Below are 13,113 nucleotides of genomic sequence, written 5' to 3' on the forward strand. Positions count from 1 at the left end.
TTACTCCCCTTTCTTCTCAATTGGTGCAAATTGTGCTAATAGACGTTTTGGTCCTTCTTTTTTGAAAATGATATCTAATTCAACAGAACCATTTTTATCATTTACAGCACTTACCATACCTTCACCCCATGATTTATGGGTTACTTTATCCCCAACATTCCATGATGTTTCTGGTTTCTGCTTCGTATTCATACGACCTGCAAAACTACGTTTAGGTGTGGAAGTTTGTTTTTGCTTAAATGATGTTTTTGGTTTCACGCCATCTAGTAAATCTTCTGGAATTTCTTTTAAAAATCTTGATTTTAAGTTCGCTTGAGATCTACCAAACAATGTACGAGTTGTCGCGTGAGATAAATGTAACTCTTCTTCGGCTCTCGTAATAGCCACATACGCAATTCGGCGTTCTTCTTCCATTTCATGTTCTTCACCTGATTGAAGACTTCTAAAGTGTGGGAAAATACTTTCCTCCATACCAATAATAAATACAACTTTGAACTCTAGACCTTTCGCTGAGTGCATTGTCATCAATGTTACACCCGCTTCTAAATCTGCATCATCAACATCTGCAACGAGTGATAAATCTGTTAAGAAGTTCATCAATGATTGTTCTTCAACTGGTGTGTTTTTTTCATAGTCTCTTGGTACAGATAAGAACTCATCAATATTCTCAAGTCTACTTTGCGATTCAATCGTTTGTTCGTTCTCTAACATACGTCTATAACCAGATTTTTCTAATATTTGTTCTACAATTTCAGTTACAGATAAGAATTCTTGTTGTTGCATAAAGTTATTCATCATCTCATAAAATGCTGCGCCTTCTTCAGTAACTTTTTTAGATAAACCGATAAAATCAACTTCTCCTAAAGCATCAAAGTAACTCAATTGATTCATCGCTGCATATTGAGCAATTTTTTGAACAGATGTCGGCCCAATACCTCTTTTAGGTACATTAATGATTCTTTCAAAACTGATATCATCATTGCTATTTGAAATTAATCTTAAATAACTCAAAATATCTTTAATTTCTTTTCTATCATAGAACTTTGTTCCACCAACCATTGTATAAGGAATATTAGATTTCAAGAACGTTTCTTCAAGTACACGTGATTGAGCATTTGTTCGATATAACACAGCTATGTCTTGGTTTTTATAGCCATCTTGTTTTTTCTTTAATATTTGACGAATGACATATTCTGCTTCATCTCTTTCAGTTGTTGCTTCATAATATTTTATCTTTTCACCTGAGTTATTATCCGTCCATAATGCTTTAGGTTTACGTTCAGCATTATTACGAATTACTTCATTTGCTGCAGTTAAAATAGTCTTTGTTGATCTATAGTTGCGCTCCAGGAAGATTGTTTGTGCATTTGGATAGTCTTCTTCAAATGATAAAATATTTTTAATGTCTGCACCTCTCCAACCATAAATAGATTGGTCAGAGTCACCTACGACACATATATTTTCAAATTTACTTGCTAATAAATTAACGAGCGTATATTGTGCTTTGTTAGTATCTTGATATTCGTCGACATGAATATATTGGAATTTATTTTGATAGTATTCCAATACTTCAGGCACTCTATTAAATAATTGAATCGTCATCATGATTAAATCATCAAAGTCTAATGCATGATTTCTAAGTAATTTATCTTGGTATCCTTTGTATACACTAGCGACCATATTGGCATGAAAATCACTTGCTTCTTTTTCAGCATCTTCAGCTGTTTTTAATTCATTTTTTAAATTAGAAATTGCACCAATAAATGATCTTGGGTCATATTTTTTACTATCTATATTTTGTTTCTTTAATATTTCTTTAATAACTGATTTTTGGTCAGTCGGATCTATAATTGTAAAGTTTCTTTCAATTCCAATACGGTCAATGTCTCTTCTTAAGAATCTTACACACATTGAATGGAATGTAGATATCCAAATACTTTCAGCTTCAGGACCAACTAAATGGCTAATTCTTTCTTTCATCTCTTTAGCTGCTTTATTAGTAAATGTAATCGCCAAAACATTATAAGGAGAAACATCTTTCTCATCTAATAAATACGCAATTCTGTGCGTTAATACTCTCGTTTTACCACTACCTGCACCTGCCATAATAAGTAATGGCCCTTGAGTTGTTTTGACTGCTTGTTTCTGTTCGTCATTCATTCTATCTAACAATGCGTTCATAAAAACCTTCCTTTATTGTTTTACTTTTACAGTTTGTAAAGCTTTTTTCAAATCTTCATAAATGGCATTACCGACTACAATTATGTCAGCATATTCTGCCATTTCTTTCGCTTTTTCTAAATTATCTATACCGCCACCATAAATAAGTTGGGCGTTTTCTAAATGTTCTTTAACAGCTTTAACCTCTTCCACTTTTCCATACTTACCACTGTATTCTAAATAAAATATAGGTAAATGATATAGTTTATCTACCATTCTTGCATAACTGATTAAATCTTCTTCATCTAAATCTGTATTCGCACCTGTCAATTGCGCTACTTTACTGTCTTCATTCATAACAACATAGCCTTCTAAGAAAATTTCATCAAAATCCATCATATAGCCATATTCCTTAATAGCTTTTTGAAGCAGACCATTATGGTAGTCAACATTATTACTATTTAGAACACTCGGTACAAAATAAAAATCAAAACCAGGCACAACACTTTCAATATTAGAAATTTCAAGTGCACATGGTAGCGGATAACGTCTAATTCTGCTCATTAAATTTAATACATTATCTTCCGTAACATTATCAGTACCACCAATTATAATAGCATCCGTACCAGATTCACATATTTTCATTAAGTCCTCATCTGATATAGATTTCGCTGGATCTAATTTAAATACGTGACTCCACAAATTTATATCGTACATACTTAAACTCCTTTAATTATCATAAGATTAATTATAGCATTTTTAAGTTTAAATTCCGAAATGAAATAGGACAATTATCATAAAAAAAGAAGCGAAAAATTTCGCTTCTTACATTGTTTAAGATACGGTTAAGATGAAGTTGTGAGGTGTGAGTTGGGCTATCTCTTGGCTTTACTCATCCATTAAGCCACAACTTCCACACTCTCATGACTATATAATCTCAACCACAACTTCTATTTACCGTAATCAAAGTATTCTTCTAATGTTGTGTCTTGCTTATAAATTTTTTCTGCTAATTCTTTACCGACATATCTTAAATGCCATGGTTCATATTGGTAACCTGTTATTTTTTCTTTGCCTAATGGATATCTAATGATAAATCCATATTGATGTGCATGTGTCTTAATCCATTTTCCTTCATTTGTATTTCCGAATGACTTTCTAAAATCATCAGTTGCTGAATTTGAACCCACATCAAATGCTAATCCTGTCTGATGTTCTGATTGTCCTGGTTTAGCACTATATTGGTTGGCCGCTTCTTCACCATCTCTTGCTACATAATCATTATATAGTTGTTTTTGATTTTCATAAGAACGATACCCGCTTCTAAATACTAAGTCTAATCCTTCATTCGTTCCATCTTGTATCAATTTATTTAATTGATTTCTAGCAGTACTATTTTCACCAGGGGCATAATCATGTGGTAAGCCTACTTTTTTGTTTACAAAAACATGCCCATCAACATAAGTGATGCCATCTTTCTTTGTAACTTCATGTTTCTTTTGTTCTTGCCTTTTAGATTTTTGTGCTGTCTCTTTTTTATCTTTTTGAGTATGTTCTTCTTTAGTAGATTTCTTATCTGTATTCTGATCATCACTACATGCGCTTAATACTAAAGTAGATATGCCAATTATTAAAAATAATTTCTTCATGCGTAAAGCTCCTTATTTCTTAAAGTTTACTATTTATATACTATTTTAACCAATTAAGGCTGAGACATCCATTAATGTCCCAGCCTTACATACATATTTATGATTATTTTTCGAAGTCAATATTCATTCTTTCAAGAATCATTGTATATGCATCATTACCCCATTGCAATGAGCGTTTAACTCTTGAAATTGTTGCAGTTGAAGCACCTGATTCTTTTTCTATATGAGCATAAGTGTATCCTTGTTTAATCATTTTTGCCACTTGTAGCCTTTGTGACAATGACTGTAATTCATTAACTGTACATAAATCATCAAAAAATTGATAACATTCTTCTCTTGTCTCTAATGTCAGAACTGCATCAAATAGTTCATCTAATGCTTTTCCTCTTAATTTTTCAATTTGCAAAAAATCAACCCCTGTTTAATATAAGTTCATTAATTGCATTTTAACGCACTAACCTATTAAAGTACAGTAAAACGTGTCTTATTCTATACCAGCTCTTCTGAATATGGTATCGACTTGATTTAAATGGTGTTTCTCATCGAAGCATTCATCTAATTCATCAGCACTTAACAAGTTTGTAATTTTTTCATCTTGTTCTACTAATGTTCTAAATGGTGTTTGAGTTTCCCATGATTCCATTGCTTTTGGTTGAACGATATCATATGCTTCTTCTCTGACCATACCTTTATTAATTAACGTTAACATAACACGTTGTGAATAAATTAAACCAAATGTTTTATCGATATTACGTTTCATATTTTCTGGATATACTGTTAAACGATCAATGATATTAGTAAATCTGTTTAATGCATAATCCAATGCGATTGTTACGTCTGGTAGCATAATTCTTTCAGCAGATGAATGTGAAATATCTCTTTCATGCCATAAAGGTACATTTTCATATGCAGTCGTAATATATCCTCTAATAACACGTGCTAAACCTGTAACATTTTCTGAACCAATTGGATTACGTTTATGTGGCATAGCTGAAGAGCCTTTTTGACCTTTAGCAAAAGCTTCTTCAACTTCACGCGTTTCAGTTTTTTGTAAACCACGAACTTCTACTGCAAATTTTTCAATAGATGTTGCGATTAAACCTAATGTCGCAATGTAATACGCGTGACGATCACGTTGAAGTGTTTGAGTTGAAACTGGTGCACAACCTAATCCTAATTCTGTACATACATGCTCTTCTATTTCTGGTGGAATATTTGCAAATGTACCAACTGCACCGCTCATTTTTCCAACTTCGATTTCTTCACGAACACGTTTGAATCTTTCTAAATTACGTTTCATTTCTGTATACCAAAGTGCCATTTTAATACCAAATGTTGTTGGTTCTGCATGGACACCATGAGTTCTACCCATCATTAAAGTTGTTTTATGTTCAATTGCTTTATTTTTTAATACTTCTAAAAATCTTTCTAAGTCTTTTTCAATGATTTCATTTGCTTGTTTAATGACATAACTTAAAGCTGTGTCAACAACATCTGTTGAAGTTAAACCGTAATGTACCCATTTACGTTCTTCACCTAGAGTTTCAGAAACTTGTCTTGTGAATGCCACAACATCGTGACGTGTTTCTTGTTCAATTTCTTTAGCTCTATCAACGTCGACCTTAGCATTTTGTCTTATAAGCTTTACATCTTCTTCAGGAATGTGTCCTAATTTACTCCATGCTTCACAAGCTAGTATTTCAACTTCTAACCAAGCTTCAAAACGATTTTGTTCTGTCCAAATATTAGCCATTTCTTCTCTTGAATAACGTTCAATCATTGATAAATTCTCCTAACATATTTTAGTCATTTATAGTATAACAGACTTCTACGAACACGTACATTATTTATAAAAAATACAAAATTGTTCGTGATTTATAATTTTAATCCTAATATCTTTCATTATATATTGTAACAGTAGGAGAATAAACTAAAAGTAGAAAAAATCTGGGCCACATTCTCATGTCCCAGATTTATTGTCATTCTTTGATTTTCTTACCTACGAATTGTATTTCTTGTTTGAGAACCTCAATGTCACCATTTTCTATCTCAATAAATACAGGTTTTTCAAATCTTTTTACAGGTGTATAACCTTGAACTTTCATTCTTTTTAGACACATTTCAATCGTTTCATTGTCTTCTACTCTAAACTTCATCAGTATCATACGCCTTTAATTTTTTGCTTCGTACACCTTTAACCCAGAATCCACCGTGTATATTCTTAGGTTCATAAGCGATTACAAAGGCTTTAGAATCCAATTGTTTAATTGTTTCCATTAATTTTAATTCAAATCTACGTGGTGTTAAAATTTGCATCACTAAGCGATCACCATCTCGTCCTTTAGCAACGTAATGTGTTACACCATAACCTAAATCTCTTAACGTTCTTGGTAAATCTGTTTCATATTCAGCTGTTGTAACATTTACAACGATATACCCTAATGCAATTTTCTCTTCAATTTTCATACCGACAATTATGCCTGCAGCAAACCCAAGCGCATAAGCTAATATATTCTGAATTTGGTCAAGACTATTGATAACTAAACCTAACCCGATAACATAAACAACTACTTCAAGTACACTAACAGCAGCGGCAACATATCGATATCCTTTCAATGTTAAAATTGTTCTCATTGTTAAACAAGATACATATACTATATTAATGACAAATATAGATAGCACCATTAACCATGGATTATCTAATATAGCTGACATTTAAACCCTCCATAAATCAAAATACTGGAATCATTTTATCAAGCAAACTTATGAAAGTCACGTATTATTTTGGCCATGTATAACGGTTATAAGGCATTTCTCTTTTATGTGCATTTCTTACATAGTGATTTTGAATAATTTCTTGATCTTTTTCACTGATTTTTTTACCTTCTAAAAAGTCATCAATGGCATCATATGTTACACCTAACGCTTCTTCATCTGGTAAAGCAGGTTTATCTTCTTCTAAATCAGCAGTTGGTACTTTATTGATTAAATGATCTGGACCACCTAAATATTTTAAAATCGCTTTGCCTTGGCGTTTATTAAGACCGAATAACGGTGCAATATCACAAGCGCCATCTCCAAATTTCGTATAGAAACCTGTGATATTTTCAGCAGAATGATCCGTACCAAGTACGAGTCCATTATTAGCTGAAGCAATTGAATATTGAACTTTCATACGTTCTCTCGCCTTTTCATTCCCTTTTTGAAAATCAGTTAATTCTACACCTGCTTCTTTTAAAGATTGAATACTCGCTTCAACCGCAGGCTTAATATTTACTGTTACACGATTACTTGGATTAATAAAATCTAATGCATCTTGTGTATCTTGTTCATCAAATTGTTCGCCATAAGGTAACCTTACTGCGATAAATGCATATTGATGATTTTCTTCAGCATTTAGTTCATCTACTGTTAATTGTGCGATTTTACCCAATAATGTCGAATCTTGCCCACCAGAAATACCTAAAACTAAAGATTTAACAAAACTATGTGCTTTAACGTAAGATTTTAAGAACTGTTTGATTTCTTCAAATTCTTTTTTTGGATCGATTGATTTTTTAACATTCATTTCTTTGACAATGATTGATTGTAAATCTCTCATGACTCTTCCACATCCTTTATCGCTTCTGCTACTCTTTCAGCTACATCGAATATCTTTTTATTCTTATTATCCCAACATGCTTTACTCAAATCTACTGGATATTCTTCAGGATTTAAATAACGTTTATTTTCTTCCCATAATATATCTAAATTGTTAAAAGCAAATTCTCTAATTTCTTTAATTTCTGGAAGTGTGTATACGCGTTTACCATCTTTAAAAATGTCATGATGTAAATCGACAGCTTTAAAATGTTTGATATATTTCATTTTATAAGTATGAACAGGATGGAACATTTTTAGACGTTCTTCTTTATTAGGCTCTTCATCTTCTAATGTAATATAATCGCCTTCAGATTTATTCGTTTTAGTATTGATAATTCTATAAACATTTTTCTTACCAGGTGTTGTTACTTTTTCAGCATTGTTAGAAATTTTGATGCGATCTGATAATTCGCCATTTTCTTCTTCAATTGCTACAAGTTTATAGACAGCACCTAATGCTGGTTGATCATATGCTGTAATAAGTTTCGTACCGACACCCCATGCCGTTACTTTTGCACCTTGTGCTTTTAGACTTGTAATTGTTTGTTCATCTAAATCATTTGAAGCAAAGATTTTTGCATCTGTAAAGCCTGCTTCATCTAACATTCTTCTTGCTTCTTTAGATAAATAAGCGATGTCACCTGAGTCTAGTCGTATACCGATAAAATTAATTTTATCTCCTAATTCTTTCGCTACTTTAATTGCATTCGGCACACCAGATTTTAAAGTATGGAAAGTATCTACAAGAAACACGCAATTTTTATGTCTTTCAGCATATTTTTTAAACGCTGTATATTCATCATCGTATGTTTGAACCATTGAATGTGCATGTGTTCCTGAAATCGGAATACCAAATAATTTACCTGCTCTAACATTACTTGTAGAATCAAATCCACCGATCATCGCTGCTCTAGCTCCCCAAATCGCAGCATCCATTTCTTGCGCTCTTCTAGTACCAAATTCCATTACAATTTCATCACGAACAACTTGTTTAATTCTACTTGCTTTAGTTGCAATTAACGTTTGGAAATTCACGATATTTAAAAGTGCTGTTTCAATGAGTTGCGCTTGAATAAGTGGCGCTTCTACTCTAATGAGTGGTTCATTATTGAAACAAAGTTCCCCTTCTTTCATTGCTCTTATGTTCCCTGTAAATCGTAATGACTTTAAATAATCTAAATAATCATCTTGATATCCAACTTCTCTTAAATACTCAATATCTGTCTCTGTAAATTTGAAATGCTCTATAAATTGCACAATTCTTTCTAATCCACTAAAAATAGCATAGCCGCTATTAAATGGCATACTTCTAAAATATAAATCAAAAATAGCAGTACGCTCATGAATACCATCATTCCAATAAGTTTCACCCATATTGATTTGATATAAATCCGTGTGTAACATCAAACTATCGTCTTCATATTTATACATTATTCAATACTCCTCAGGTTATCTAATTTTATATTATTTTATCATACTTTTTAAATTAAAAATTAAAAAGTAACTTAAATATATCAAGTCATTTATCTCTGTGATAAAATACTAAAGATGTAAAATTTAGAAGGAGGCATACAAATGAAAAACTCTTCATTCAAAAAATTATTTATTATACTTTCAATTATTGTAGCTGTCTCTGGTTTTTCACAAGGAATGCTCTTACCACTTATATCGGTCATTTTTGAACGAAATGGTATTTCAAGTTCAATGAATGGTTTACATGCAACTTCATTATATATAGGTGTGTTCTTATCTTCATTTTTTATCGAAGGGCTTGTTAGAAAGTCTGGGTTTAAATATATGATATTAATTGGTGGAGCCATAGTTGCCTTATCTTTATTGTTATTTCCAACTTTAAAGACATTATCTATTTGGTTTATTTTAAGACTATTAATTGGTATTGGTGATAATATGTTACACTTTAGCACGCAAACTTGGTTAACACATATTACACCTAAAGAAAAATTAGGAAGAACGATTTCTGTATATGGTTTCAGTTTCTCAGCAGGTTTCATGTTAGGACCTCTTTTAGCTAAACTTGTTGACGTTTCGGAAGCTTTACCTTTCATCCTTTCAGCAATACTTTCATTAATAACTATTTCATTAGTCCTTTTAATACACAATGAATTCCCTTCATCTAATGTTAGACCAGTCAGTATACTAAACACTTTAAAAAACTTTGGAGATGTAATACGAACATCATGGATTGCATTTATGTTTCCATTATTATATGGATTGTTTGAAGCTGGATTACATAGTAACTTCCCTGTTTATGGTTTAAGAAATGGCCTTGATGTCACTAGTATTACGTTAATCTTACCTGCATTTAGTCTTGGTGCTATTCTTTTCCAAGTACCATTAGGCATGTTTAGTGACATTCATGGTAGAAAGAAAGTATTAACTGGATTAACATTAATCGGCAGTATCGTGTTTATGTTAGGAGACTTTTTACCAACAAGTACATTTATTATGATGGGATTATTCTTAATCGCAGGATTATTCACAGGATCTTTTTATGGATTAGGTGTAAGCTTTATGACAGATTTAACACCAAAGCATAATCTACCAGCTGGTAATTTAATGATAGCTATGTCATTTAGTGTCGGTAGCATAATTGGCCCAATGCTTGGAGGAACGATTATACAATTATCAAACGGAACAATATTCTTTACGATGATTGCTGCGTTTGTATTTATCGTGTTTATTCTATTACTCATTCATAGAACACCTACAAAAGTTGAAGCATAATTTAAGATATTATTAAAATTTAAAATCACATCGTTTAAATATAATGAGAACCCAAAGACATTGATTAATTCAAATGTCTTTGGGTTTATTTTTTTTGATATTTTAAATATTCAGAACTTTCAATTGATATGTTTCGTTATGCATGTTATAGTATCATTTATAATTAAATAAATACTTTAACTTGGTAGAGAGTAAAAGCGAGGTTTATAATATGGATTATGTAAATTACAGAGATGACGTTATTCAAAAGAAAGAAAAAGAACTTAAATTTCTAAAATATTTTAGTACTCGAGATTACGAAGTGATTGATATGAGTTTCATAGAGAAACTTCATTGGAAACAATTGACGCAAGATGACTTGAATAGTTTAGATACAAGAAGTATTTGGAAAAATGGCGATGCATTTTATAGTTTAAGAAATGATTGGACGGATCAAATCCAACATTATAGTCGTGAATATCATCTTGATGCACGTTCTGTAACATATGCTGGCCCTATAGCAATTAATGAACACATATATACAAATTTAGGTGTTGAAATTTTTAATCCTAAAAGGAATGACATGTTGCAATGTTATGAATATATACATGACTTTATCCAAAATGAACTTGATTTAAATGTTGATTTTGCTGTTATAGGACATTATCAATTATTTGATCTTTTACTTTCTAAAGAAGAACAGAACGAAGAATTATTTACGGCTATTAGTGAAAGAAATATTTCAAAAATTTCTAAACTACTATCACAAAATCATTCACTCGTACAATTACTTAAAACACCTACTCATCAACAATTAGATTTTTTAACAACTTTTGCTGATACTGACCATCCAACTTATAAATCTTTACTATATTGGAAAGCGACATTAGAAGCATCAGGCATTAACCATATACATTTAGATATTACAACAATGCCCCCAAAATCATATTATGTTGGGAGCTTCATTCAGCTTTATGAAAATAACAATCGAAATCCAATTGCTTCAGGCGGACATTATAACGGTACGTTAGAAGGTTTTGGATTTGGTATTCAACTATCATAGGAGGTCATTATGTTAACAGTTGCATTAAGTAAAGGACGTTTATTAAAAGATTTCATAAAATTTATTGATGAAAATGGCAACCCAAAATGGGCAGACGCATTAAATAATAGAGAACGTAAACTTCAAATAGAAGTTGCGAACGTTAGATTTATTCTTGTTAAAGGAAATGATGTATCAACATATGTTGAAGAAGGCATTGCTGATATTGGTATTACAGGCAGTGATATTCTTGATGAAAAAGATAAACTCAATGTAAACAACTTAGTTGATTTGCCTTTTGGTTATTGTCACTTTGCTGTTGCGAGTAAACCTGAAGTAACAGAATACAAAAAAATTGCGACGACTTATGTTAAAACGACGAAAGCGTACTTTAAAAATAAAGGACAAGATGTCTCAATTATTCCATTATCAGGATCTGTAGAATTAGCAGCAGTAGTGAATATGGTTGATGCAATCGTAGATATCGTACAAACAGGTACAACATTAAAATCTAATGGACTCGTTGAAAAAGAATCCATCGGTGACATCAATGCTAAACTGATTACAAATAAACATGCATTTTTTAGTAAATCAAATATGATTGAATCATTTATAGAAGAAATTGGGGTGTCGATGAATGCTATCTAAAACGGAATTCATAAATAAATTTGAACAAGATAGATTAACAGACGAAAGTAATACTGAAGATGTTAAAAAAATTATCCAAGATGTAAAAGAACATCAAGACCAAGCTTTATTTCGCTATAATAAGAAATTTGACAATGTTGAATTGGAGCAACTTGAAGTCCCTCAATATGATATAAAAAACAGCATTAACCTTATATCAGACACTTTAAGATCAGCACTTGAAACAAGCTTTGAACAAATTAAAAATTTTCAACAAAAAATTAAACATGAAAATGTAACAACAGGTCAAACTTACCAACTTTATCACCCTCTTGAAAAAGTCGGCATTTATGTACCAGGTGGAAAAGCAAGTTATCCATCAACAGTTCTGATGACAGCTACCCTTGCTAAAGTAGCAGATGTTCAAGAAATTATTGTTGTTACCCCACCACAAAAAGATGGTATCGACCCAGCTATACTTGCTGCATGCTGTATTACGGGTGTAGATCGTGTATTCCAAGTTGGTGGTGCTCAAAGTATTGCTGCTTTAGCTTTCGGTACTGAAACGATTCCGAAAGTAGATAAAATTGTTGGACCTGGTAATCAATTTGTTTCATTAAGTAAACAGTTATTATACGGTGTAGTTGGTATCGATCAAATAGCTGGTCCAAGTGAAATTGCACTTATTGCTGATGAAAATTCAAATGTAGATTACATCATTCAAGATATATTAGCCCAAGCAGAGCATGATGAACAAGCTAGAACATTTCTAGTATCAACAGATTCTTCTTTCTTAACAAAAGTTCAACAGAAACTACAACAAGCTATAGATCAAGCACCAAGAAAACAAATTATCGAACAAAGTATCAAAAATTATCATTATCCAATTTTAACGCGTGATATTCATGAAACAATAGAAGTCATTAATTATATTGCGCCAGAACATTTATCTATTCAAACGACTGATCCAAGTAAATATATTGGTAAAATTAAATACGTCGGAGCAATGTTCTTAGGTCAATACTCACCTGAAGCAATTGGTGACTATGCTGCTGGACCAAGTCATGTATTACCGACTGATAAAACAGCAAGATTCTCGAATGGTTTAACAGTCAATGATTTCTTAACGAGTCATTCTGTCATTCATTTAGATGAACACACTTATCAAAGTATTGCACCGAGTGCTATAGCTTTAGCTGAACAAGAAGGTTTATATCAACATAAGCAATCTTTAGAAGTGAGATTAACAAACAACGAGGAGTCGTGAAA

The 13,113-nt window shown here is 31.8% G+C and carries 13 protein-coding genes; 4 read left to right on the forward strand and 9 right to left on the reverse strand.

Annotation, left to right across the window (positions count from 1 at the left end; all coding sequences use genetic code 11):
- The 9 genes from pcrA to ACJTHF_RS12710 form a co-directional block, all read right to left on the reverse strand.
- The gene (gene pcrA, locus ACJTHF_RS12670; protein ID WP_407812628.1) at positions 1-2,181 is read right to left on the reverse strand and encodes a DNA helicase PcrA; all 2,181 of its coding nucleotides are present in this window, start codon (positions 2,179-2,181) and stop codon (positions 1-3) included.
- 12 nt (positions 2,182-2,193) lie between these two features.
- Positions 2,194-2,877: a heptaprenylglyceryl phosphate synthase gene (locus tag ACJTHF_RS12675; RefSeq protein ID WP_048540657.1), complete on the reverse strand. Its 684-nt coding sequence runs from the start codon at positions 2,875-2,877 to the stop codon at positions 2,194-2,196.
- A gap of 233 nt (positions 2,878-3,110) precedes the next feature.
- Entirely contained in the window at positions 3,111-3,809 is a 699-nt protein-coding gene (locus ACJTHF_RS12680) for a M15 family metallopeptidase (protein ID WP_048540656.1), read from the reverse strand.
- A 103-nt stretch (positions 3,810-3,912) separates the two neighbouring features.
- The gene (locus tag ACJTHF_RS12685; RefSeq protein WP_025905127.1) at positions 3,913-4,215 is read right to left on the reverse strand and encodes a YerC/YecD family TrpR-related protein; all 303 of its coding nucleotides are present in this window, start codon (positions 4,213-4,215) and stop codon (positions 3,913-3,915) included.
- Positions 4,216-4,293: 78 nt separating this feature from the next.
- Positions 4,294-5,589: an adenylosuccinate lyase gene (gene purB / locus ACJTHF_RS12690; protein ID WP_075578456.1), complete on the reverse strand. Its 1,296-nt coding sequence runs from the start codon at positions 5,587-5,589 to the stop codon at positions 4,294-4,296.
- A 199-nt stretch (positions 5,590-5,788) separates the two neighbouring features.
- Positions 5,789-5,965: an NETI motif-containing protein gene (locus ACJTHF_RS12695; protein ID WP_078354798.1), complete on the reverse strand. Its 177-nt coding sequence runs from the start codon at positions 5,963-5,965 to the stop codon at positions 5,789-5,791.
- Positions 5,955-6,524, reverse strand: a complete 570-nt coding sequence (locus tag ACJTHF_RS12700) for a DUF2179 domain-containing protein (RefSeq protein ID WP_048540654.1) — start codon at positions 6,522-6,524, stop codon at positions 5,955-5,957. The genes ACJTHF_RS12695 and ACJTHF_RS12700 overlap by 11 nt, the downstream gene beginning before the upstream one ends.
- A 64-nt stretch (positions 6,525-6,588) precedes the next feature.
- On the reverse strand, positions 6,589-7,410 hold the full coding sequence (nadE, locus tag ACJTHF_RS12705; protein WP_048540653.1) for an ammonia-dependent NAD(+) synthetase: 822 nt from the start codon (positions 7,408-7,410) through the stop codon (positions 6,589-6,591).
- Entirely contained in the window at positions 7,407-8,882 is a 1,476-nt protein-coding gene (locus ACJTHF_RS12710; RefSeq protein WP_048540652.1) for a nicotinate phosphoribosyltransferase, read from the reverse strand. Before ACJTHF_RS12710 ends, nadE begins: the two co-directional genes overlap by 4 nt.
- A 144-nt stretch (positions 8,883-9,026) precedes the next feature.
- Between ACJTHF_RS12710 and ACJTHF_RS12715 the strand changes: the two genes are divergently transcribed.
- The 4 genes from ACJTHF_RS12715 (at position 9,027) to hisD (ending at position 13,111) form a co-directional block, all read left to right on the forward strand.
- Positions 9,027-10,196, forward strand: a complete 1,170-nt coding sequence (locus ACJTHF_RS12715) for an MFS transporter (protein ID WP_048540651.1) — start codon at positions 9,027-9,029, stop codon at positions 10,194-10,196.
- 211 nt (positions 10,197-10,407) lie between these two features.
- Positions 10,408-11,238, forward strand: coding sequence for an ATP phosphoribosyltransferase regulatory subunit (locus tag ACJTHF_RS12720; protein ID WP_078354799.1), 831 nt, complete (start codon positions 10,408-10,410; stop codon positions 11,236-11,238).
- Positions 11,239-11,247: 9 nt separating this feature from the next.
- Positions 11,248-11,865: an ATP phosphoribosyltransferase gene (gene hisG, locus ACJTHF_RS12725; protein WP_025905120.1), complete on the forward strand. Its 618-nt coding sequence runs from the start codon at positions 11,248-11,250 to the stop codon at positions 11,863-11,865.
- Positions 11,855-13,111, forward strand: a complete 1,257-nt coding sequence (gene hisD / locus ACJTHF_RS12730) for a histidinol dehydrogenase (RefSeq protein WP_078354800.1) — start codon at positions 11,855-11,857, stop codon at positions 13,109-13,111. Before hisG ends, hisD begins: the two co-directional genes overlap by 11 nt.
- Positions 13,112-13,113 lie beyond the last annotated feature (2 nt).

The organism is Mammaliicoccus sp. RAM2 (genome assembly GCF_045897195.1).
In the GTDB taxonomy this organism is placed as follows: domain Bacteria; phylum Bacillota; class Bacilli; order Staphylococcales; family Staphylococcaceae; genus Mammaliicoccus; species Mammaliicoccus sciuri.

Bases quoted from the DNA above. Each gene is read 5' to 3' on its own strand.
- ACJTHF_RS12720 (WP_078354799.1), top strand. From the start codon at position 10,408: ATGGATTATGTAAATTACAGAGATGACGTTATTCAAAAGAAAGAAAAA.
- hisD (WP_078354800.1), top strand. From the start codon at position 11,855: ATGCTATCTAAAACGGAATTCATAAATAAATTTGAACAAGATAGATTA.
- purB (WP_075578456.1), bottom strand. From the start codon at position 5,589: ATGATTGAACGTTATTCAAGAGAAGAAATGGCTAATATTTGGACAGAA.
- ACJTHF_RS12715 (WP_048540651.1), top strand. From the start codon at position 9,027: ATGAAAAACTCTTCATTCAAAAAATTATTTATTATACTTTCAATTATT.
- ACJTHF_RS12675 (WP_048540657.1), bottom strand. From the start codon at position 2,877: ATGTACGATATAAATTTGTGGAGTCACGTATTTAAATTAGATCCAGCG.
- ACJTHF_RS12710 (WP_048540652.1), bottom strand. From the start codon at position 8,882: ATGTATAAATATGAAGACGATAGTTTGATGTTACACACGGATTTATAT.
- ACJTHF_RS12700 (WP_048540654.1), bottom strand. From the start codon at position 6,524: ATGTCAGCTATATTAGATAATCCATGGTTAATGGTGCTATCTATATTT.
- ACJTHF_RS12680 (WP_048540656.1), bottom strand. From the start codon at position 3,809: ATGAAGAAATTATTTTTAATAATTGGCATATCTACTTTAGTATTAAGC.
- pcrA (WP_407812628.1), bottom strand. From the start codon at position 2,181: ATGAACGCATTGTTAGATAGAATGAATGACGAACAGAAACAAGCAGTC.
- nadE (WP_048540653.1), bottom strand. From the start codon at position 7,410: ATGAGAGATTTACAATCAATCATTGTCAAAGAAATGAATGTTAAAAAA.
- hisG (WP_025905120.1), top strand. From the start codon at position 11,248: ATGTTAACAGTTGCATTAAGTAAAGGACGTTTATTAAAAGATTTCATA.
- ACJTHF_RS12695 (WP_078354798.1), bottom strand. From the start codon at position 5,965: ATGAAGTTTAGAGTAGAAGACAATGAAACGATTGAAATGTGTCTAAAA.